Genomic DNA, 21,892 nt, shown 5'->3' with positions numbered 1-21,892 from the left:
GCAGCAGGTGAGATCATATGTCGAATAAGTACATAGTTTTAGCAAATGCAGGAATTTTATTTATAGCAGTTAGCTGGGGACTGAACTTCAGCGTGATCAAGTGGGCGTTATCGGATATTACACCATTGTATTATTTGACTATGCGGTTTCTTCTATCAGGAATATTGCTGGCAGTAATTTTTTTCAGACTGGTATGTAAAATGAAAAAATCGGAAGTATACTGCGGAATATTCTCAGGCATTTTTCTGGCCGCTTCCTTTACGGCACAAACTGTCGGATTGCAGTATACGACACCGGGAAAGGCCGGATTTTTGGCAAATGCATGTGTAGTAATAGTGCCGTTTCTGATATGGCTGTTTTATAAAAAACGGCCGGAAAAGAATGCGCTTGTGGGTGCCTTTATAGCCTTTGCCGGACTGGCGGTAATGTCACTGACCGAGAGTTTCACCATTCAGCTGGGGGATTTCTTACAGCTCATGTGTGCATTGTGTTTTGCCGGACAGATGATGGTTATAGACCGCTATGCCGAAAATGTGGATCCTGTAAGGATGTCAGTAGTACAGGTAATATCAGCAGGTTTGATAACATTGATATTTGCCTTGATTCTCGAACCTGTTCCGGATTTATCGGCAGGAAGCTTTCCGGTAGCTGTAGCCGTAGGATATGGCGTGATATTCTGCACAGCACTGTCTTTTGTGATTCAGGGATATGCTCAGAAAGTCATAAAACCATCTAATGTATCTATCATATTATGCTTTGAGGCTGTGTTTGCCTTTGTTTTCGCTATAGGTTTCGGATACGAGCAGGTGACATTCAGGAATGTGGCAGGAAGCGTGATGGTTATAGGAGGATTTATGATTTCACAGATAAGTTTAAAGCAGCCATACGGAAAAGAACTCAATTGAGTTTTTATAAAAATTATCTCCAACAATAATTACTTGTAACAGGCAGGCGGGATTTTACCGTCTGTCTGTTATTTTGTTTAAACTATTGACTTATCCCTTAGGGCAGAGTTCATAATTTAATTGAGCAAGTGCATTATATGAAAAAGGAGGCGGATTTTATGAAATCTATTATCAATGAACCTGTTATTGTGAATGACGAAAAAACCACACTGGTTAGAAATGCTATAGAGCACAGAGCCACATGGTTCTATCTGCTGCTGGAGGAAATAAGAAAAAGAGGAATGGATATGGAGGATATAGGGAGGTCGGCAATATATGAATGCGGCTGTTTTCATGGGATGGAAAGAATATTAAAAAACTGTGAGAATCCGGAAGACCTGCGTTCATTTTTGAAAGTTTTTGCAGATGAAACAGGTCAAAAGGTATTTGAGATGGAAATAGTAGAGAATACCAAAGATAAGCTGTACATTGATTTTCATTATTGCCCTCTTGTTTCCGCTTGGCAGAAACTGGGCGTAGAAGTTGAGGACATACCTCTTCTTTGTGACATAGCCATGGATGGAGACAGAGGAATCTGCTCTAAGATGGATGGTTATGAGTTTAATCTCGGGAAAGTCATAGCACAAGGGGACGGCATATGTGAAATAAGAATAGACAGGAAGGCTGAATGATCCTGTCTTGTATGAAAGGAGGTATAAATTTATGAACAGAGAAACAGAAAAAGCCTATAAGAGTATTCTGCAATACGAACTGGTTCCCGCATTCGGGTGTACCGAGCCTGGTGCTGTAGCTTATGCAGCGGCAAAGGCAAGGAGCATTTTGGGAGAATTTCCGGAACATATAGATATAATGTGCAGCGGCAATGTCATAAAAAATGTAAAGGGAGTGGTAGTACCTAATTCAGGGGGCATGCATGGAATAGAAGCAGCGGCGGTACTGGGATCTATGCTGGAATGCGGAGGTGATGAGCTTGAAGTTCTAAGCAGTGCTGATGAGGAAGATATAAGGCGTACGAAGGAGCTCTTGGGAACAGGCTTTTGTAAATGCGGCCTGGAAGAAGGCGAAGGCAATATGTATATCCGTGTTTTAGCCGTAAAAGGAGAAGATGAGGCAGAAGTAAGAATTAAAGGGCAGCATACTAATATAATTTATGTGAGGAAGAATAACGAAGTGCTTTCCAGTGTGGAGGACAGCCGGCAGAGCAATGATATAAGCAAGCTTAAAAGCCTTTTGAATGTGAAAGATATTGTTGAGTTTGCTGATACAACAGATTACAGTGAAATAAAGAATTTGCTTGATGATCAGATAAATTTTAATATGCAGGTAGCATTTGAAGGTATTAATAATGATTACGGTGCGTCAGTAGGGAAAACGTTGCTTGATAATAATGGCACAGGGATAAAAGTAAGAGCCAAAGCAATGGCAGCTGCAGCGTCAGATGCCCGCATGGGAGGATGTTCGCTTCCTGTCATGATAAATTCATGCAGCGGCAATCAGGGAATAACAGTAAGCGTTCCGGTAGTGGAATATGCAAAGGAATTGAAAGTTTCGGAAGACAAATTATATAGGGCGCTGATGTTGAGTAATCTGATTGCTGTACATATAAAGAATCATATAGGAGTGCTCTCCGCCTTCTGCGGTGCAGTCAGCGCAGGATGCGCCAGCGGAGCTGCTATAACATATCTTCATGGCGGAACTTATGAGCAGATATGTTCAACGATCATAAATACATTGGGAAATCTCAGCGGAGTTGTTTGTGACGGTGCAAAGTCCAGCTGTGCCGCAAAAATAGCATCTTCAGTCGATGCCGCTATATTGGCTCACGATATGACTATGGCGGGCAGATGCTTTTCATATGGAGAAGGTTTAGTCATAGACGATATAGAAAAAACCATTGCCAATATAGGCATTGTAGGAAAAGAAGGAATGCGCGAAACAGATGTAAAGATATTGAATCTTATGCTTGAGGATGAAAACAGAAAGAATTGACTTGATATAGATCAGCGGTATATTATTATTTGGGACAGATAAGATAAAATAATACGTGTTTATAAAGGAAGGTGTCAAATGATGAACACAAAGGCTGTTTGCCAGCGATTGTCCGTAACTCCTAAAATGTTGAGAATATATGAGGAGCAGGGACTTATTCATCCCGAAAGACTTGATAATAATTATAGAAATTATTCCATGGAAAATCTAATACAGATCGAGACTATTTCTGTTCTGCGGCATTTGGGATTTTCTATTTCTGAAATAAAGTCTATTCTGACATTTGACAAAACTAAAAATGAATATTTGGATATGTTATATCTTCAGTATAAAGCTCTCGATGCTCAGATAAGAGAACTGCAAAATAAAAAAAATGAGCTTAAAGGCAATATAAATAAGCTGATGGACAGTTGTGAAGATGAAAATTTCAATGATATTCTAATCAGGGAAAGAAATAGGAGCTATAAGAAACTGTTAAATTACGATGATATAATAAATGCTTGGAATTTTGACGAAATGGCCTCTGATTTTATAAACAGGTATATGAAGGAAGATATTCCTTATCAGAAAACCATCAGACGTTTGCAGGAAATGATCAGATCGATGGGGAAAAACACCTTTACAGATGTGGGCTGCGGAACGTGTAATCTGTGGCAGGAGATAGGAGATGAAAAAGATATATTGGCTATCGATTCAAGTCTTCCAATGCTGCTTGAAAGTAAGAAAAAATTTCCATGGATAAAAGTGTCTATGGATGATATTCTTTCCTTAGATATAAATTCTTATCGGAAAAGTGATGTAGTGGTATCTGCTTTTATGCTTCATCATATAGATTACTGTGATCAGTATAAGGCGGCAGATAATATTTTGAAACTTTGCAGAGAAGGCGGAATTGTTCTGATAGCCGACAGATGTTACAGAGATCCTGCGATGAAAGGCAGTGATAAGACAGAGTTTTTCATAATAGCAGAAGAAATGAAACAGTATTTGCAACTGAAAAACACTGAAGTGAAAATCGAGTATACTGATGAGAATATGGTGATTTTTATTGTAAAGAGACTGGTATGATGAACGACAAAGGGGTATAAGATGGATGAAGTACAGCACTTTTTTAAAGGATAATTACGATATCGTCCTTGATATAATTGATAAAATGAGGACCGGTATATGGATAACGGATGGAACAGGGGAAGTCATAATAGTAAATAGTGAATCTGTAAAGACAGGAGGCCTTACAAGAGAGGAAGTAATAGGCAGAAATATGTCTGAACTGCTGGATATGGGGTATATAACAGAGTCTGCCGTTATGAAGACTATAGGAAGTCACAGAGAGGAATGTATTGTAGAGGAGCTTGGAGCCGGAGGTCATTGTATGACCACAAGTGTCCCTCTGTTTTGGAAGGGTAGTATCGATCTTATAATCTGTGTGGAGCGCAATATAAGCGAGGTTGAAAGACTGAAAACTCTTCTCGGTCAGCAGGTTGAAAAGAAAAACAAGCTGCAGAAGGAATTGTTGAGATTTAAGAACCAAAAGGATGACTTGTCAGGACAGTTTATAACAAAAAATATAAATATGCTTCATATCAGGGAACTTGCTGAGAACATAGGAAAGATAGATGTGACGGTTATGATAATGGGGGAGTCGGGAACCGGAAAGGAAGTTATAGCGGATTTGATTCATAAGAACAGCAGCAGAGCTGAAGCTCCTTTTGTGAAGGTCAACTGTGCGGCTATACCGGAAACTCTCATAGAATCTGAGTTTTTTGGATATGAAGGAGGGGCTTTTACAGGAGCGGGAAAAGGCGGAAAGATGGGCTTATTTGAGCTTGCTGACGGAGGTACTCTTTTTCTTGATGAGGTAGGGGAATTATCTGTACAGATGCAGTCAAAGCTGCTTCGTGTGATTCAGGACAAAGAAGTGAGAAGAGTGGGCGGTGAAAAATCTGTACATATAGATATAAGGATAATAGCGGCCACTAACAGAGATCTGAAAAGAGAAGTGGAAGAGGGGCGTTTTAGGAACGATCTGTATTACAGATTATTTGTTGTACCTGTTAATATACCTTCACTAAGAGAGAGAAAAGAAGATATCGAGCTTCTGGCAAGACACTTTCTTGACATATTTAACAGTGAATATAATTTACGCAAAACAATAAGTGATGATGCTGTGAAGGTGATGGAATCATATAATTGGCCCGGTAATGTAAGAGAGCTTAGAAACGTGGTGGAGCGTTTGTCTGTAAGTACGGCGAGAAGTGAGATATCGGCAATTCAGGTTGAATTTTGTCTGAATAATAAAGCACCTGCTGTTTCGGATTATATTGGAACGGAAAGTGATCTGTATCTTGAAGATATAGTGGGCAGATATGAGAAACAGGTAATATCCAAGATATTGGAAGAGTGTGGAACAATAACCGCTACGGCTCGGATGCTTCATGTAGATAAGTCGACTATTTCCAGGAAAATAAAGAAGTATGGATTATAAATCGTAAGTTTGTTGCGAGATGACAAAATTCATTGCATATGTGCAATGAACCTGGCTTAAAAAAGCTCGATACATGATGCTGCAATCTTTATAAAATAGCAATATATAATTTAACAATAGGAACATCCAAAAAATCTGTTGCTTTGCTGCAATAGATTTTTTTTTTACGTTGGTATTTCAACGTTTTTTTTTTGGCATAATAATTGCTCAATATATAAAATGAGAATATTTTGAAAAATATAAATAATTTTATTAAGGAGGTAATGATGACAAGGATAGAAGTTGAAAATAAGTATTTGATAAGTGAAACAAAAATAAGAGGTATTGCATTTTGTTCGGGAGCTTGATAAATGTGGAGGGAAAAATGAAGAGAATATTAAGCGGAGTCAGGATAATAGATTTTACACAGGGACATACGGGAAGTTACGGTACGATGCTTCTTGCTGATTTCGGAGCAGAAGTCATAAAAGTAGAAGATCATAATATCGGCGGAGATGTACTTAGAAAAAGTTTTCCCAAAACAGAGAAAGGGAGCGCTTACCATGCCTATATGAACAGAGGGAAGAAAAGTATATGCATAGACAGGAAGAATGAAAGGGGACAGCGGCTTATTAGGAAGCTTATAAAGAATGCTGATGTAGTGTGCGAGTCTTTTCCTGCAGGAGAGCTGGAACAGTGCGGATTGGGATATGAGATGGCTTTTAAAATAAATCCCGGAATAATATATGCTTCACATACAGGCTTTGGAAAAACGGGGCCTATGAGCAATACCGCAGGAAACGATATTACTGCAGAGGCTTTATGCGGTCTTATGGAGATAACCGGCTTTGAGGAAAGAGAACCTACTGCTCATGGGTCGAGAATGGCAGATCAGTTTGGAGGTGTGTTTCTGGCGTTTTCAATAGTTTCTGCATTAATGGCAAGAGATATTACCGGAGAGGGGCAGCAGATAGATATAGCATCTGCAGACTGTATGTTTTCCGCGCTTGAAGATATCCTGATTGCTGAGATGATGACCGGAAGACGTTTTAGGAGGGAGGGAAATCGGTCAAGAGCAATTGCTCCTTACGATACTTTTCAGGTGAAAGACGGCATAGTATCAACTGCCGTGTCGACTAACTCTCAATGGGAAAAGTTCTGCATAGCTATGGATATGAGTGAGCTTCTGGATGACCCCAGATATAGCAGCAATGAATCCCGGGGAGAATATTATTTAAGGGGCCTGAGAGATGTGATAGCTGAAAAGTTCAAAAAAATGACAAAGAATGAAGTGGAAAACCTTCTCAGACCTTTAAACGTACCGAGCGGACCCGGATATACTGTAGAGGAGGCTTTCAGAAACCAACAGCTTAAAGTAAGAAATATGATAGTGGAAGTTGAAGACAGGCAGCTGGGGAGAATAAAGATGCCGGGAATACCTATTAAAATGCAGGGAATAAATGATCAGCCTGTAGGATCAGCGCCGATTCTCGGAGAGGATACTGAAAAACTTCTTACAGACGCAGGTGTGAGCAAGGAAAATATCATGAACTTGGAAGAATGTGGAGTAATAATGTGTAAAGGAGGAAGATCGATATGAGACCGCTGGAAGGAATAACCGTAATAGACTTTTCGCAGGCATACAGCGGACCATACTGCGCTATGAATCTGGCGGATTACGGAGCAAGGGTAATCAAGGTGGAACGTGTGGACGGAGGGGATCAGTCCAGATCATGGCATCCATATGCGTCTAATGGCAATAGCGGATACTTTGCTGTCTATAATCGCAATAAAGAAGGAATAGCCGTAGACCTAAATAAGCCTGAAGGAAAAGAAATAATAAAGAGGCTTTACAGAAAAACAGATGTGGTTTTGGAAAATTTCAAATACGGAACCCTCGATAAGCTGGGAGTGGGTTATGAGGAAATGAAAAAAGCCAACCCGGAGATAATATTTGCTTCAATAACAGGATTTGGTCAGACCGGTCCCCTTCGTACCAATACAGCCTATGACAATGTCATAGAGTGCATGTGCGGATTCATGGAGATGACAGGATTTCCCGATGATATGCCGCTTCGTTCAGGAGCTTCGGTAGGTGATAGTTATACCGGACTAATGATGGCTTTTGCCATCGTACTGGCCTGTTATGACAAACGGCGTACAGGAAGAGGCAAACGGATTGATGTGTCAATGCTGGATACTATGTTTGCCGCTATTGAGGATGCAATACTGGCATATTCCCTTACAGGGAAGCAGATAAGCAGAACAGGCAATGCCAAACCGAGAGAAATAGTACCTTATGATACATATTTCTGCGCTGACGGCTTTATCGCGACAGGAATAAATGACGAGACTATGTGGCCGGATTTCTGTGCAGCAATTGGGAGGCCAGATCTGAAAGAGGATCCGAGATATTCTACAAATGATCTCCGGTGTGAAAATTTTGAAAGTTTCACTGAGCTTATGAAAGAAATATTTGCAGAGAAAACTGAGGAAGAAATATTCAGAGATTTTGCAGAATTCAATATACCTGTATCTGCTTCTTTTGATCCTCTTGATGCTATAGAACATCCTCAGATCAAAGCTCGGGATATGTCCATTGAATTTGAAGATGCCAATGTAGGTCATCTCAGGACATTTGGGTTTCCGGTTAAATTCAGCAAGACTCCGGGCTGCATAATGAAATCATCTCCCAGGCTGGGAGAAAATACTCGGGACATCCTTATGGAGGTGGGGTTTTCCAGTGAAGAAATAGATAGGTTGGCTGCCGATAAAGTGATCAGTATATCAGAAGGAGGAGTATTATGAGCAGTGGATTTGAATGGTTGTGTCTGATTCCGCCATTATTCATTATAGTATGGGCGGTTGTGACAAAAAAAACGTTTTCGGCTCTTATTATTGGAGCAGCTCTGTCGTATGTGCTGATGTACAAAGACGACTTTTTTAAACCGTTTGTTGACTCCCTTTATTCTGTTCTCATGGATGCAGATACCATATGGGTGATACTGCTTACTATATTCATCGGGATATTTATAGAACTGGTGACTCATTCGGGAGGTGTTGATGCTCTGACGCAGTATATATTGAAAGTAGCAACTAATCAGAGAAGGACTCTTTTGAGTACATTTATATTGGGATTGAGTTTTTTTATAGGAGATGTTTCAAATATAGGGACAGTAGGGGCTGCAATGAAGAAAACTTCGGACAAAAACAGAATACCGAGGGAGGCTTTGGCATATATACTTGATTCCACGGCAGCACCTGTATGTATCATGGTTCCGGTAAGTTCGTGGGGAGTGTTTTTCGCAGGTATATTCATGGCGGAGAAATCACTTGATCTTACCGGGACAGCTATGTCAAATTATTTACATGTAATACCGTTTATGTTCTATTCCATGGCAGCTATACTGGTGGTATTCCTGTTCTCTGCAGGATGGCTGCCTAAGATGGGCATGATGAAAACAGCGTACAAAAGAGTGGAATCCGGAGGAAATGTATACAGTGAAAGAAGCTCGTATTTAAATGAAGGGAAAAGAGAAAGCGACATGGAAAAGCCGGCAGCTTGGAAAATTCTTCTTTTTGTGATACCTCTTGTGATCCTGGTTGTGTGGGCAATAAAAGGCATGTTCATGGAGGGCGCAATGATAGCTATAGGCATCTGCGGTGTTATCTATATACCTCTTAGGGTTATGGGTTTTTCCGATTATTGCAGAAACTGTATGAATGGTTTTAAAAACATGATATCACCGGTAATAATTATAGTGGGAGCTTTTATGGTAAGGGATGCTCTCATAGCTATGGAGCTTCCTGAATATATCAGCGAAGCTGTTGAATCGGTGCTGAGTCCCGCCATATTTCCGGCTCTGACTTTTGTTGCGGTAGCGGTGCTGTCTTTTACTACGGGAAGCAACTGGGGAGTGCCGGCTGTCATGGTACCGATAATAGTACCTATTGCCATCAGCATAGGGTGCAATCCGTTTATCATTTTGGGAGCCATTGCCTGCGGAGGATGTTTCGGAAGCCATGCGTGCTTTTATTCTGATGCCACGGTATTCACTTCGGCCGTATGTAAGATAGAGAATATGGATCATGCGTTGAGCCAGCTTCCGTATTGTATTTTATCAGCAGTGATAACAGTTATTGCATATCTTGCAGCAGGGATAATGATGATGTGATAATAGTGATGATGACAAATAGGGAATCAAAGTGAAAAAACAGCCTCAAAGATTTTAAATTTTGGGGCTGTTTTTTTGTGTTTTTTTATAAATCCAACAAATTGACAATTTATTATTGAAGTGATAGCATAAATATATAAAGATTAAACAAAAAAACAAGGAAGTGAAAAAATTGAACTTTTCTAAAAATTTGCAGATGGATGTATCAGAATTAAAAAGTTTGATAAAAGATTCCGATTCATTGAGCAGGCAGATTTATTATATTGCGGCGCTGACCGCAAAAGGTGTTTTGACGCTGTTATTTTGCAGCGTTTTTGTTATTGTATACTCTGTTTTGTTTGGTTTTGACAACAGCAGTGTGGGAGTTACTGTTTTGCTGTGTGTATTGACCTTTCAATCAACGGATTTTGGCGTTTCCCTTAAAGACTCCTTTAAAATATTTACTATATATTTTCTTATTATAATGTTTTTGCCTATGGCGGCGAATATGGTCAATCCATTTTTTGGATTATTGATAAACATTGTAGGTATATTTATAATATACGTACTTTGCTGCTCAAAAGTTGAATATTTTAACCATTCTATAATGGTTTTGGGATATTTGCTGATATATGGATATAATGTTACAGGAAAGCTTTATTATTCAAGAGTGGTAGCCATAGCAGTCGGTTTTCTGCTTACGTGTCTTGTTTTTTTTCATAAGCATTATAAGATGAAAGAGACGAGGAAGATTTCGGATATTATTAAGGAGTTTGGGTTTAAAAACTTGAAGTCTCAATGGCAGGTGAAGGCTACATTGGCTGTAACTTTGTCAATTTTCATAGGAGAAATATTAGGTCTTCCTAAAGCAATGTGGGCAGGTATAGCTGCAATGTCAGTACTTGTTCCGTTTGAACATGAAGTAAAAAACAGATTTGTTCACAGAATACAGGGAACTGTGCTTGGGATAATTATATTTTTTATAATATGCCTGTTTTTGCCGGAAAATGTGTATGGCTTTATAGGAATAGCAGGAGGTTTTTGTTTGAGTTTCTGCAGTAAATATATTTCAAAAGTTCCTTTTAATACATGCGGCGGGCTTTGTGTAGCTGTCGGAACATATGGACTTAAGTTAACGATGATTGCCCGGCTGGTTCAAAACGTGTTCGGAGTTTTATGCGCAGTGATAATCACTTATATTATCAGTTTATACAATAAGAAGTGGAACACTTTATAATTAATTTGTCTATAATAGCCCGTCAAAAAATTCTGAGATATCAGCGTTAAAAATATTGCATAGGGCTATAAGCTCGCTTACTTTTACATTCATTCTGTTAGTTTCTATTTTTGCATAGGTACTTTTTGACATTTCTATTCCTGTGAGCTGAAGTTTTGCTACGACCTGATCCTGTGTCAGTTTCGATCTTTTTCTCAAACGCTGAATATTATGGCCTATGTCCATGTCAGGTCTGATTTTTTGCATATCCTTAATCTCCTTGGTTTTTAATGATAGTGAAGACAATGCTTGATTATCTTCAACATTGCGATTATAATGTTTCGTAATAACGAAATGTTTCGCTATCACGAATTATTATTGACATAAATAAACGAAACCTCTTTCATTTGCGCATGTGAAAAAATCTGTTTCATATAATTTAAGAAGCAGATTTTAGTCTGTGAAACAGATACTTATGATAAGTCTATGATGTCAAGGGAGGCGTTTAGATGAGCGGAATCGGTGAAAAAAAGCTTTTGCTGGACAATTATGAAAAATTTCTCAATATAATAGACGCCCTTAAAGTGGGAGTTTTTATAACAGACGGACAGGGTAATGTACTGATGGTGAATAAAGAATCGGAACGTACCGGCGGAGGAATGGCTTTGGAAGATATTCTTGGCAAAAACATGAGATATCTCCAAGAGGTGGGATATGTCGACGAATCTTCTGTACTTAAAGCCATAGAAAATAGGGATGAATGCAGAATGATCCAGAAACTGGCTGATGGAGGAAGTCTTTATGTCACTGCAGTTCCTTATTTTAAAGATGATAAAATAGAACTTGTTATATGCACCGAAAGGGATGTTACCGAGACTAAGATTCTTGAAAAGCTGCTGGAAGAGACGAAAGAACTTTCGGAAAGACAGGCAAAGGAACTTGAATATCTCAGGGCAAGCAGTAAGTCAAGAAAACCTAAAGTGATAGCAAAAAGTGAAAAAATGAAAAAAATACTTCAGACAGCAAGACGTATATCTCAGCTGGATACTACAGTACTTATATCAGGGGAATCAGGAGTAGGCAAAGAAGTGATCGCAGATTATATATTTAATATGGGCAGCAGAAATGATAAACCTTTTGTAAAGATAAACTGTGCAGCAATCCCTGATAATTTGCTTGAATCAGAACTGTTCGGATATGAAAAGGGGGCTTTTACCGGAGCAGATAATAAAGGAAAACCGGGACTTTTTGAAATTGCGAATGGAGGTACATTATTTCTTGATGAAGTAACAGAAATTCCGCTCAGGCTTCAGGCAAAGTTTCTGAGAGTATTGCAGGAAAGAGAGTTCATGAGGATAGGGGGAAAAATGCCTATACAAGTAAATGTACGTATAGTAGCGGCAACCAACAGAGATTTAAAAGAAGCTATAGAATGCGGCGCCTTCCGGGAAGATCTTTATTACAGATTGAATGTGGTGCCTCTTGAAATTCCTCCTCTCAGAGAGAGAAAGGAAGATATTAAAGCTCTGGCAGAGTATTTTGTTGAAAATTTTTCAGAAGAATATAATATAAAAAAGAATATATCCACAGGTGCATTATCTGAACTTATGTGCGCCCCGTGGCATGGGAATATAAGGGAATTGAGAAATATGATTGAGAGGGCCATGGTTGTATATGACGGAGAACATATAACTGCAAGACAGGTAAAGAATCTTTTGAAATCTGCCGGAAGAGATAAAAACAGGCTATCGGCCAGCGAAAATATTACGTTAAACCAGCTTATGGAGGAATATGAAAGAGAGGTATTGGTAAGTTATCTCGAACAGTATCATACTGCTGCAGAAGTAGCCAGAAAGCTGCATGTAGATAAATCTACCATAGGTCGAAAATTAAAAAAATACGATATAATATTTAAGTAATCATAATAAAAATTGCAAGAGAAAATAAAAAGTTGCATATAAACAACTGTTAAGGTTGGCTATATGCAACTTTTTATTTGCTTAGAAAAAACCTTAAAAAAATGCAAGTTTTAAGGAAATTGTACATATATAAAGAATCAGAGTGTCGGGAAAAGGAGGAAGAGTTGCAAAAAGGACACTTCAGTAGACAAGAGATATTCTAAGAAGATTTGGAAAACATTGAAAAATCAATGATTTCAGAAAAATATTGAAATTGGCATAATTAATGCAATAAATATAGGTGTGCACAAGAAAACAACTGAATGTTCTTAAGAATTGTCGCTGTAACAATGATTACCGCTGGTGATCAAATATAAGAAACACCGCGCGGGTGTAACTCAGATGATCGTCTGTGACGATCAAATATAAGAAAGGAGAGGGAGATGTATGGATAATTTCGGTATATTGACGTTGATTCCTCCTATCGTGATCATAGTTTTTGCTTTAGTCACCAAAAGAACTTTTGAGGCGCTTTTGTTAGGTGCAGTTATCGGCTTTCTGATGACAGATAAAGGGAATGTGCTTGGAGCGACATTAGATGGATTTTCTGTCACAGCTGCTGACAATATGTGGATGATCATGGTATTTGGTTTGCTGGGGGGTTTCACATTCCTGCTTCAGCGATCAAGGGGCGCGTTAGGGTTCGGTAAGTTGCTTCGGAAATTTGCCAAATCAGAAAAAAAGACGCTGATAATCGGATGGATATTGGGAATTATTGTATTCATGGATGATTATCTTAATATTTTGACTATATCCACATCCCTTAGAGAAACCTGTGATAAATACAAATCACCGAGAGAAATGCTGGCATATGTCATAGATTCAACAGGGGCTCCTGTATGTGTACTGATTCCATTATCCACATGGGCTGTGTTTTATGCAGGTGTAGTAGGTGAAGAAGCGGGTATGGCATCATTTGGAAGCGGCATGGACATATATGTGCAGTCATTGCCATTCATATTTTACGGATGGACCGCTGTAATCGTCGTACCGCTTGTCATATTAGGCGTAATACCAAAGATGTTTGGCATGAAGAAAGCCTATGAGAGAGTAGCCTCAACAGGAAGAGTGTATTCCGAAAAAAGTGAAAAATACAATAAAGGTATAACAGAGTTTGATAAGCTCATGGAATCTGAAGGAATGGATACTGACGGTAAAGGTGGAAACATTTGGTTCTTCGTTGTTCCGCTGGCTGTGGTAATAGCAGTGTCTATTTGTACAGGAGATATTCTCATAGGGCTGGCAGGAGCTATCATAGTTATGCTGATAATGTATCTGCCTACAAAGGCTTTGTCTTTTGAAGGCTTTTGTGAAGGGTTTGCGTCGGGGTTTGCTTCTATGGTTCCGATGATGTTCATAACTATAGGAGCCCTTACTGTACAGCTTTCTATGGATGGAATAGGGCTGCCGGAGTTCGTTATTAACGCAGTACTTCCGTATATGAATGCAGATCTGTTTCCGGCTATTACGTTCTTGGTGGTTGCAGCGCTGTCATTTATTACAGGAAGCAATTGGGGAATACCTGCTCTGACTATTCCTATACTAATACCGCTTGCGTTGGCAGGGGGAGCTAATCCTTTGGTGGTATTCGGTGCGATAGTATCGGGAGGAACGTTTGGAAGTCATGCGTGCTTTTATTCAGATGCCACTGTACTCACATCTCAGGCATGCGGTATGGATAATTTGGAACATGCATTTACACAGTTCCCATATGCAGTGATATCTGCTGCGCTGGCTCTTATAGGATTCTTAATCTGTGGATTTGCTCTTTAAAGAGTAAAAAATAAGTAAATTAAAGTTAAAGATAAAAGGAGGATTAAAATGGCAAGAATTGAAGCGGAGAGAAGAGATTTACTGAGTGAAGTGAGAAAAGGAAGTGACGTTACTGAACTGAAATTCAGACTTTCTATTCATGGTGAGGATATGCATTATCCGGGAGAGATGATTTCAGGATGCAAACTTATGGAAAAATGCATAGACTGCTGTACAGAGCTGAGCAATATCAGAGATGGCGGTGATGGAGGACTTTTTGTCCATACAGAAGGCAATATACTGAGACCTGTACATATGCTGGATGCAGTGGAAATTATCTGCTGGCTTATCAAACAAGGGAATACATCAAGAGTCTACGGCTATGAAATGTATAAGACATCGGAATATAATCAGCAAACTGATCGTTCGGAAGTGTTTGACGATCCTATACTTACAGTTAAAGGTGATGTGACATTTGTAATAACAGCTCCTGATAAATAGATGTAACCAGTGAAGATGCGGAGGGGAAAAATGTCCAGAATATTAGATGGAGTGAGGATCATAGATTTTACTCAGGGTCATACGGGGAGCTATGGAACGATGTTGCTTGCTGATTTTGGCGCAGAAGTGATAAAAATCGAAGATCACAAGACAGGGGGAGATGTTCTCAGAAGCAGCTTCCCTAAAAATGAAAAAGGCAGTGCATACCATGCTTATATGAACCGGGGAAAAAGGAGCATCTGTGTAGACAGACATTCTCCTGAGGGACGGGAAATTATAAAAAAGCTGATAGCCGGAGCCGATGTGGTATGTGAGTCGTTTGCAGCAGGAGAGCTAAAAGCGTGCCATCTGGATTACGATACTATGGTCAAGATCAATCCGAAAATAATATATGCTTCTCATACAGGATTCGGAAAAACTGGACCTATGAGTGTAACAGAAGGAAATGATCTCACTGCAGAAGCTTTATGCGGACTTATGCAGATAACCGGATTTCCGGACCATAAACCTACAGCTCATGGTTCGAGAATGGCGGATCAGTTTGGCGGTGTATTTTTGGCCTTTGCCGTAATAGGGGCGTTGATGGCAAGAGATGAAAGCGGAAAAGGGCAGCAAATAGATATAGCTTCTTCAGATTGTATGTTTACAGCTCTGGAGGACAGTGTGGTAGAGGCTGCTATGTCAGGAAAACGCTTTGAAAGAGAAGGCAATCGTTCAAGAAGTATAGCTCCGTATGATACTTTTGAGGTAAAAGATGGGATCATATCTACTGCTGTATCTACCAATGCTCAGTGGAAAAAGTTCTGTGAGGCCATGGATATGGAAGAACTTCTTGATGATCCAAGATATTCCACCAACGAATCACGGGGAGAAAACTATGATAGCAGTCTCAGAAAAATAATAGCAGATAAATTCAAAGATATGACCAAATGGGAGGTGGAAGCCTTACTTAGGCCATATAACATTCCCAGCGGCCCGGGCTACACTGTACCGGAAGCATTTGACAATGAGCAACTCAATTCGCGAAACATGGTTATAGAAGTGAAAGATAAAGCTATCGGAGCTATAAGAATGCCGGGCTATCCCATAAAGATATCGGGAATAGATGACGTGCCTTCAGGATCAGCACCTCTTTTGGGGGAGGATACGTTACAGCTTCTTGAAGAACTGGGAATGGACGGCGGACAGATACGCGATATGGAGAAAGCCGGCATCGTAATGTGTGAAGGAGGTAACAAGAGATGAGACCGTTTGAAGGAATAACAATACTGGATTTCACACAGGCATACAGTGGACCATATTGCGCTATGAATCTGGCAGATTACGGAGCGCGAGTCATTAAAGTAGAACGAGTAGACGGAGGAGATCAGTCAAGATTCTGGAATCCTTACGCTGCCAATGGAAACAGTGGATATTTCGCTGTATATAACAGAAATAAAGAAGGCATTGCGGTTGATATGAGTGAGCCCGAGGGAAAAGAAATTATAAGAAAACTCTACGGGCAGGTAGACGTAGTGCTGGAAAATTTCAAATTCGGCACCCTGGATAAACTTGGGCTGGGATACGAAGAAATGAAAAAAGTGAATCCGCAGATTATATTTGCTTCTATAACAGGCTTTGGCCAGACCGGTCCTTTAAAGACAAATACTGCATATGACAATGTTATAGAATGTATGTGTGGATTTATGGAAATGACCGGATTTCCACATCTTCCTCCTCTCAGATCAGGAGCGTCAGTAGCTGATAGTTACACGGGCCTGACTATGGCTCTTGCCATAGCACTGGCTTGCTACGATAAGAAGCGTACCGGAAAGGGTAGGCGCATAGATGTGGCTATGCTGGATACCATGTTTGCTACCATAGAGGACGCAGTACTTACATATGCGCTGACAGGAAAACAAATAAGCAGGACAGGTAACGCTAAACCGAGAGAAATCGTACCGTATGATACATATGATTGCGCAGATGATTTTATAGCAGTTGGAATAAACGATGAATCTATGTGGCCTGATTTTTGCGATGCTATCCAGATGCCGGAATTGAAAAGTGATCCTCGCTATGCTACGAATGACTTAAGATGTGAGAATTTTGAAAGTTTTACAAGGCTAATGCAGGATGTTTTTAAAGATAAAACATCATCATGGCTTATGGAAAGATTTTCAGAATACAGAATACCGGCAACCACTATAGTTGATCCGGTAGATGCAATGAAGCATCCTCAGATATTGGCAAGGGATATGATCATAGATATAGATGATCCTAACGTAGGGCATTTTAGAGCTTTCGGAATACCTGTAAAATTTAGTGGAACCCCGGGTTATGTAAAGAAGCCGTCACCTCTTTTAGGGGAGAACAGCTGTGATGTTTTAAAGGAAGCAGGATATACTCAGGAGGAAATTGATGGGCTGATAGCCGGTGGGATAATAGGAACAGCAGATGCTGTATAACATAAAGGATCAGGATGATAAAAATTCAGAAACAGCAGTTTCCGTTGAGGAGACTGCTGTTTTTGTGTATAAACATTGATATTGTAGTGATTCGGAATAGGTGTTATAATAATAAACGATGTGCCGATGAAAAATTTGTTTTATTATGTAGGAAATATTAATAAAGTTGGCTTTTGAATCGGAATAGGCAGGGTTGGCTTTGTTTTTTAGTCGAAGTTTTTGTTTTAGACTGGGTGGTGAAAAGTTGAAAGAAAAGAGCTCAGCATTCTTACTGATGTGTCTACTGGTGTGTTTGTGGGGGCTTGATTATGTCGTTGCCAAAGAAGCTCTGACGGTGCTAGAGCCTATGAATCTTCTGTTTTTAAAATACTGTATAGGAGCGTTGCTGGTACTGGCCATAAAGCTTAAACAGGACAGAAAGACGATAGTTCGCGTCAAGGACATACCATTTTTTATAATTTGTTCACTGACGGGAGAGATACTTTATTATTTTTGTGAATATACGGCGATGGATTATCTGCCTGTATCACTTATCACGATAATATTATCATTTGTTCCGGCGGTGTCAATGATAGTAGAGAGAATTGTTTTTAAAAGAAAATTCACAGTAAAGATGCTGCTTGGAATAATCATATGTATTGCAGGGGTTGCCATAATAATAGGCGCTGATTTCAGAACTTTGTTTCAGGGAAGGATGATAGGATATCTTCTTGCCTTTGGAGCTGTAATTTCATGGAATATTTATAATTTTATAACGTCATCGTTATCAAAAAATTATTCCAGCCCCAGCATGGCCTTTAATCAGCTTTTATGTACGATTCTGATTATAGGTCCGTATGCCATACATACGATGCCGCCCATTGATTCATTTTCAAAAGGCGTAATAGGCGGAATAATATATCTCGGTTTAGTAAACGCAGGTCTTGGATTTACTATTGTTGTAAGAGGGCTGAAGGTACTTGGGCCAACTATATCGGCTATGTTTTCAAATTTTCTTCCTGTTACAGCGACTTTTTTCGGCTGGTTGTTCTTGGGGGAATCCATCGGGATAATGCAGTTTATAGGCGGGATTATAGTTGTAGCGTCATCTTGTATAGTTATCAAAGAGAAAGGTAAGATGGAGGAACAGTTAGATGATAGAGAAGCTGAACCTGACGATGTTGACTGATTTTTATGAAATAACCATGGCCAATGGCTATTTTTGCAGTGATATGGCTGATGACATAGCGTATTTCGATATGTTTTTCAGAAGAATACCCGATGAGGGCGGCTATGCTATAATGGCAGGGTTGGAGCAGCTTATTGAGTATTTAAAAGGATTGGAATTTACAGATGAAGATATAGAATTTCTGAAAGGAAAGAATATTTTTGATGAAAAATTTCTTAACTACCTCAGAGATTTTAAGTTTACATGTGACGTGTGGGCGGTACCTGAAGGAACGCCGATTTTTCCCGGTGAGCCTATAATAACTGTAAGGGGACCTGTGATGCAGGCTCAGTTTATAGAGACAATGATGCTTTTGATAATAAATCATCAGAGTCTCATAGCTACAAAGGCAAGCCGTATTGTAAGAGCAGCGTCGGGGAGACCTGTGATGGAGTTCGGAACAAGAAGAGCTCACGGAGCCTCGGCAGCAGTATATGGAGCTCGGGCGGCATATATCGGCGGCTGTGCAGGAACAGCATGTACCATATCTGACAGAGATCACGGAATACCGGCTATGGGAACTATGGCTCATAGCTGGGTACAGATGTATGATGATGAATATGAGGCATTTAAAAAGTATGCGGAGATATATCCCACGAATTGTACGCTGCTGGTAGATACTTATAATGTGCTTAAGTCAGGAGTTCCTGCCGCCATAAAAGTTTTTAAGGAAGTAAAGCCTGAGAAGATGGGAATAAGGATAGACAGCGGAGACATAACTTATCTTACAAAAAAAGCAAGGAAAATGTTAGATGAGGCAGGACTGAAAGAATGTTCAATAGTGGTTTCAAATTCTTTGGATGAATACCTTATAAGAGATATTATATCAGAGGGTGCATGTGTTGATTCATTTGGAGTAGGAGAGCGTCTTATTACAGCAGGTTCAGAGCCGGTTTTCGGCGGAGTGTATAAGCTGTCTGCTCTTGAGAAGAACGGGAAGATGATACCTAAGATAAAGAAAAGCGAAAATGTCGAAAAAATAACCAATCCGGGTTTTAAAAGCGTTTTCCGTATCTTTGACAAAGACAGCAGCAGAGCTTTGGCAGATATAATCGTTTTAGACGGAGAAACTATTCCCGAAGGTGAGGAGTATGAAATCTTCGACCCTGAAGCTGTATGGAAGAGAAAGAAAATAAAAAACTTCTATGTCAGGAATTTGAGAGAGCAGATCTTTGAGGGAGGAAAATGTGTGTATAAATGTCCTTCTATTGACGAAATTCGAGATTACTGTACACAACAGCTGGATGCTATGTGGGATGAGATGAAGCGTTTTGAGAATCCACAGACTTATTATGTAGATCTTTCTTACAACCTATGGAAATTAAAACACGATATGATAGAAGATCTGTAAACAGAAAACATCTATAAACTTTGATTCAAGCGTAAATATGAATTGATCCGGGAGTCCGTCAGGCAGACGGCGCTCCCGGTTTTTTGATGATCTTAAAAAATATTCCCTGAATCAAATCTTTGCCAAATCCTAACTTTCGCTGTGTTATAATGTCCGTGCCGGAGGAAGATATGAAAAAAATAAAAGATCAAATAAAAGACTTTTTTATAATGATGATAGTTTTAGCATTATCATTCGGCTTGATTATTTGTATTCAGAGATTCTTTATAACAGAGGTGATCGCCCCGATCATTTTTGTATTAGCAGTATTTATTGTAGCATTGACTACTAAGGGATATATATGGGGGATCGTGACTGCTTGTCTGAGCGTAGTAGCTGTAAATTTCGCTTTTACATTTCCTTATTTCAAATTCAGTGTTTCTATCTCGGAGAATATTTTTTCCGGGATAGTTATGCTTTTTGTTGCAGCTATGACCAGCACCCTGACTACAAAAATAAAAAAACAGGAACGGCTGCGAAGAGAAGCAGAGAAAGAGAAGGTAAGAGCAGATTTGCTGAGGGCTGTATCTCATGATATACGTACACCGCTTACTACTATTTACGGATCAAGTTCCACTGTAATGGAGAACTACGATATGCTTTCAAAAGAGCAGCAGATGAAATTGCTGGCAGGAATAAAGGAAGAGGCAGAGTGGCTTATCCGTATGGTGGAAAATCTTTTGTCCGTTACACGTATAGATGGCGGTAATGTTTCAGTAATAAAAACTCCTACTGTTCTGGAAGAGCTTATAGATTCGGTGTTGATGAAATTTAAAAAACGATATCATGGACAGAATATAGATGTAAAGATGCCGGATAGTTTTATAAGTATTCCTATGGATGCCATACTTATAGAGCAGGTGTTGCTGAATTTTTTGGAGAATGCTGTGCTTCATGCAGAGGGAATGACAAAGGTATCTATGGAAGTGTTTATAGATGGAAACAATGCTCTGTTTGAGATCTCTGATAATGGCTGTGGGATACCCGAGGATAAAGTTGAGGCTATGTTTGCAGGTTACGGCGGATCCGGCGAGTTTGTAGCTGATGGAAGCAAACAGAGTTTAGGTATTGGACTTTCGGTATGTGCTGCGATAATAAAGGCCCATGATGGAGAGCTTAGAGTAAAAAGCAGTGAATATGGGACAGTCATAGGATTTTCTCTCAAAATGGAGGATACATAATGGGTAATAATAAGTATAAAATATTGATCGTAGAAGATGAAGTCAATATTCGCAGCTTTGTGGAAGCTATATTAGAGACAAACAGATATCAGGTAATAACTGCTGAGACATGTGAAGAGGGAATAATAATGTTTTCTTCTCATAATCCTGATCTTGTTATTCTTGATTTGGGCCTTCCCGATAAAGATGGCTTGGAATTTATAAAGGAAATACGGGCAGGATTTATAACTCCTATCATAGTATTGTCTGCGAGGATGGCCGAGCGCGATAAAGTTGTGGCTCTGGATATGGGAGCCAATGATTATATATCCAAGCCATTCGGTACTGAAGAACTTATGGCGAGAGTCAGGGCTACTCTCAGAAACAGTCGATATAATGTGGCTGCCGGAATATCTCCTGCAGGCAAGTTCAAGGCAAACGGCCTCAGTATAGATTACGATCGCAGGGAAATAACTGTAGACGGGAAAAAAGTCAGCCTTACACAGACAGAATATAATATTGTTGCATTTCTTTCGGAGCATTCCGGTAAAGTCATGACATATGCTTCTATCATACGTGCTATATGGGGTACGGAAGATCGTGGAAGTATAAAAAAATTACAGGTGAATATGGCTAATATCCGAAAGAAATTCGGCAGCAAACCTGGCAGCAATCATTATATTTTAAATGAACTGGGAGTAGGATACCGTATGATCGACGGTGAGTGAGCGTAAAGCGAAGCTAGTGAT

The 21,892-nt window shown here is 39.6% G+C and carries 19 protein-coding genes; 18 read left to right on the top strand and 1 reads right to left on the bottom strand.

The genetic code is table 11. From position 1 onward, the window contains the following. Nucleotides 1–17 precede the first annotated feature (17 nt). The 9 genes from H8692_RS00920 (at nt 18) to H8692_RS00880 (ending at nt 10,749) form a co-directional block, all read left to right on the top strand. Nucleotides 18–905: a DMT family transporter gene (locus tag H8692_RS00920; RefSeq protein WP_187524779.1), complete on the top strand. Its 888-nt coding sequence runs from the start codon at nt 18–20 to the stop codon at nt 903–905. A gap of 158 nt (nt 906–1,063) precedes the next feature. Then, nucleotides 1,064–1,576, top strand: a complete 513-nt coding sequence (locus H8692_RS00915; protein ID WP_187524778.1) for an L-2-amino-thiazoline-4-carboxylic acid hydrolase — start codon at nt 1,064–1,066, stop codon at nt 1,574–1,576. 31 nt (nt 1,577–1,607) lie between these two features. Continuing rightward, complete coding sequence (locus H8692_RS00910; RefSeq protein ID WP_187524777.1) at nt 1,608–2,894, top strand: L-cysteine desulfidase family protein; 1,287 nt, start codon at nt 1,608–1,610, stop codon at nt 2,892–2,894. A gap of 78 nt (nt 2,895–2,972) precedes the next feature. Continuing rightward, nucleotides 2,973–3,962, top strand: a complete 990-nt coding sequence (locus tag H8692_RS00905; RefSeq protein WP_187524776.1) for a MerR family transcriptional regulator — start codon at nt 2,973–2,975, stop codon at nt 3,960–3,962. A 25-nt stretch (nt 3,963–3,987) separates the two neighbouring features. Continuing rightward, complete coding sequence (locus H8692_RS00900) at nt 3,988–5,379, top strand: sigma-54 interaction domain-containing protein (RefSeq protein ID WP_187524775.1); 1,392 nt, start codon at nt 3,988–3,990, stop codon at nt 5,377–5,379. 364 nt (nt 5,380–5,743) lie between these two features. Further along, the gene (locus tag H8692_RS00895) at nt 5,744–6,958 is read left to right on the top strand and encodes a CaiB/BaiF CoA transferase family protein (protein WP_187524774.1); all 1,215 of its coding nucleotides are present in this window, start codon (nt 5,744–5,746) and stop codon (nt 6,956–6,958) included. Beyond that, the gene (locus H8692_RS00890; RefSeq protein ID WP_187524773.1) at nt 6,955–8,166 is read left to right on the top strand and encodes a CaiB/BaiF CoA transferase family protein; all 1,212 of its coding nucleotides are present in this window, start codon (nt 6,955–6,957) and stop codon (nt 8,164–8,166) included. The genes H8692_RS00895 and H8692_RS00890 overlap by 4 nt, the downstream gene beginning before the upstream one ends. Continuing rightward, a complete protein-coding gene (locus tag H8692_RS00885) occupies nt 8,163–9,533 on the top strand; it encodes a Na+/H+ antiporter NhaC family protein (protein WP_187524772.1) in 1,371 nt (456 codons plus the stop codon). Before H8692_RS00890 ends, H8692_RS00885 begins: the two co-directional genes overlap by 4 nt. A 196-nt stretch (nt 9,534–9,729) precedes the next feature. Next, nucleotides 9,730–10,749, top strand: coding sequence for an FUSC family protein (locus tag H8692_RS00880; protein WP_187524771.1), 1,020 nt, complete (start codon nt 9,730–9,732; stop codon nt 10,747–10,749). Between the two features lie 9 nt (nt 10,750–10,758). Here the strand turns inward: H8692_RS00880 and H8692_RS00875 are convergent, their stop codons facing one another. After that, on the bottom strand, nt 10,759–10,995 hold the full coding sequence (locus H8692_RS00875; protein ID WP_187524770.1) for a helix-turn-helix domain-containing protein: 237 nt from the start codon (nt 10,993–10,995) through the stop codon (nt 10,759–10,761). A gap of 242 nt (nt 10,996–11,237) precedes the next feature. On the opposite strand from H8692_RS00875, the gene H8692_RS00870 reads away from it, so the two are divergent. The 9 genes from H8692_RS00870 (at nt 11,238) to H8692_RS00830 (ending at nt 21,871) form a co-directional block, all read left to right on the top strand. Then, the gene (locus tag H8692_RS00870) at nt 11,238–12,647 is read left to right on the top strand and encodes a sigma-54 interaction domain-containing protein (RefSeq protein WP_187524769.1); all 1,410 of its coding nucleotides are present in this window, start codon (nt 11,238–11,240) and stop codon (nt 12,645–12,647) included. Between the two features lie 426 nt (nt 12,648–13,073). Continuing rightward, nucleotides 13,074–14,459, top strand: a complete 1,386-nt coding sequence (locus H8692_RS00865) for a Na+/H+ antiporter NhaC family protein (RefSeq protein WP_187524768.1) — start codon at nt 13,074–13,076, stop codon at nt 14,457–14,459. A gap of 48 nt (nt 14,460–14,507) precedes the next feature. Beyond that, nucleotides 14,508–14,939 carry a hotdog family protein gene (locus H8692_RS00860; protein ID WP_187524767.1) on the top strand — a complete coding sequence of 144 codons (432 nt, stop codon included), beginning with the start codon at nt 14,508–14,510 and terminating at the stop codon, nt 14,937–14,939. 30 nt (nt 14,940–14,969) lie between these two features. Beyond that, on the top strand, nt 14,970–16,184 hold the full coding sequence (locus H8692_RS00855) for a CaiB/BaiF CoA transferase family protein (RefSeq protein ID WP_187524766.1): 1,215 nt from the start codon (nt 14,970–14,972) through the stop codon (nt 16,182–16,184). Beyond that, entirely contained in the window at nt 16,181–17,386 is a 1,206-nt protein-coding gene (locus tag H8692_RS00850) for a CaiB/BaiF CoA transferase family protein (RefSeq protein ID WP_187524765.1), read from the top strand. The genes H8692_RS00855 and H8692_RS00850 overlap by 4 nt, the downstream gene beginning before the upstream one ends. Before the next feature lie 244 nt (nt 17,387–17,630). Then, the gene (locus H8692_RS00845) at nt 17,631–18,554 is read left to right on the top strand and encodes a DMT family transporter (RefSeq protein WP_187524764.1); all 924 of its coding nucleotides are present in this window, start codon (nt 17,631–17,633) and stop codon (nt 18,552–18,554) included. Continuing rightward, nucleotides 18,520–19,944 (top strand): nicotinate phosphoribosyltransferase, encoded by a 1,425-nt coding sequence (locus tag H8692_RS00840; protein ID WP_187524763.1) that lies wholly within the window; start codon nt 18,520–18,522, stop codon nt 19,942–19,944. Before H8692_RS00845 ends, H8692_RS00840 begins: the two co-directional genes overlap by 35 nt. A 170-nt stretch (nt 19,945–20,114) precedes the next feature. Further along, the gene (locus tag H8692_RS00835) at nt 20,115–21,164 is read left to right on the top strand and encodes a sensor histidine kinase (RefSeq protein ID WP_187524762.1); all 1,050 of its coding nucleotides are present in this window, start codon (nt 20,115–20,117) and stop codon (nt 21,162–21,164) included. Then, complete coding sequence (locus H8692_RS00830; protein WP_187524761.1) at nt 21,164–21,871, top strand: response regulator transcription factor; 708 nt, start codon at nt 21,164–21,166, stop codon at nt 21,869–21,871. Before H8692_RS00835 ends, H8692_RS00830 begins: the two co-directional genes overlap by 1 nt. Nucleotides 21,872–21,892: the final 21 nt, after the last annotated feature.

Origin of the sequence: Lentihominibacter hominis (genome assembly GCF_014385065.1) — a bacterium.
Lineage (GTDB): Bacteria > Bacillota > Clostridia > Peptostreptococcales > Anaerovoracaceae > Lentihominibacter > Lentihominibacter hominis.
This window is presented reverse-complemented; position numbering and strand designations above follow the sequence as displayed.

Excerpts from the sequence above, each read along its gene's own strand:
- H8692_RS00875 (WP_187524770.1), bottom strand. The coding sequence starts at position 10,995 with ATGCAAAAAATCAGACCTGACATGGACATAGGCCATAATATTCAGCGT.
- H8692_RS00900 (WP_187524775.1), top strand. The coding sequence starts at position 3,988 with ATGAAGTACAGCACTTTTTTAAAGGATAATTACGATATCGTCCTTGAT.
- H8692_RS00835 (WP_187524762.1), top strand. The coding sequence starts at position 20,115 with ATGAAAAAAATAAAAGATCAAATAAAAGACTTTTTTATAATGATGATA.
- H8692_RS00830 (WP_187524761.1), top strand. The coding sequence starts at position 21,164 with ATGGGTAATAATAAGTATAAAATATTGATCGTAGAAGATGAAGTCAAT.
- H8692_RS00895 (WP_187524774.1), top strand. The coding sequence starts at position 5,744 with ATGAAGAGAATATTAAGCGGAGTCAGGATAATAGATTTTACACAGGGA.
- H8692_RS00860 (WP_187524767.1), top strand. The coding sequence starts at position 14,508 with ATGGCAAGAATTGAAGCGGAGAGAAGAGATTTACTGAGTGAAGTGAGA.
- H8692_RS00855 (WP_187524766.1), top strand. The coding sequence starts at position 14,970 with ATGTCCAGAATATTAGATGGAGTGAGGATCATAGATTTTACTCAGGGT.
- H8692_RS00840 (WP_187524763.1), top strand. The coding sequence starts at position 18,520 with ATGATAGAGAAGCTGAACCTGACGATGTTGACTGATTTTTATGAAATA.
- H8692_RS00905 (WP_187524776.1), top strand. The coding sequence starts at position 2,973 with ATGATGAACACAAAGGCTGTTTGCCAGCGATTGTCCGTAACTCCTAAA.
- H8692_RS00910 (WP_187524777.1), top strand. The coding sequence starts at position 1,608 with ATGAACAGAGAAACAGAAAAAGCCTATAAGAGTATTCTGCAATACGAA.
- H8692_RS00880 (WP_187524771.1), top strand. The coding sequence starts at position 9,730 with ATGGATGTATCAGAATTAAAAAGTTTGATAAAAGATTCCGATTCATTG.
- H8692_RS00870 (WP_187524769.1), top strand. The coding sequence starts at position 11,238 with ATGAGCGGAATCGGTGAAAAAAAGCTTTTGCTGGACAATTATGAAAAA.
- H8692_RS00920 (WP_187524779.1), top strand. The coding sequence starts at position 18 with ATGTCGAATAAGTACATAGTTTTAGCAAATGCAGGAATTTTATTTATA.
- H8692_RS00865 (WP_187524768.1), top strand. The coding sequence starts at position 13,074 with ATGGATAATTTCGGTATATTGACGTTGATTCCTCCTATCGTGATCATA.
- H8692_RS00915 (WP_187524778.1), top strand. The coding sequence starts at position 1,064 with ATGAAATCTATTATCAATGAACCTGTTATTGTGAATGACGAAAAAACC.
- H8692_RS00885 (WP_187524772.1), top strand. The coding sequence starts at position 8,163 with ATGAGCAGTGGATTTGAATGGTTGTGTCTGATTCCGCCATTATTCATT.
- H8692_RS00850 (WP_187524765.1), top strand. The coding sequence starts at position 16,181 with ATGAGACCGTTTGAAGGAATAACAATACTGGATTTCACACAGGCATAC.
- H8692_RS00890 (WP_187524773.1), top strand. The coding sequence starts at position 6,955 with ATGAGACCGCTGGAAGGAATAACCGTAATAGACTTTTCGCAGGCATAC.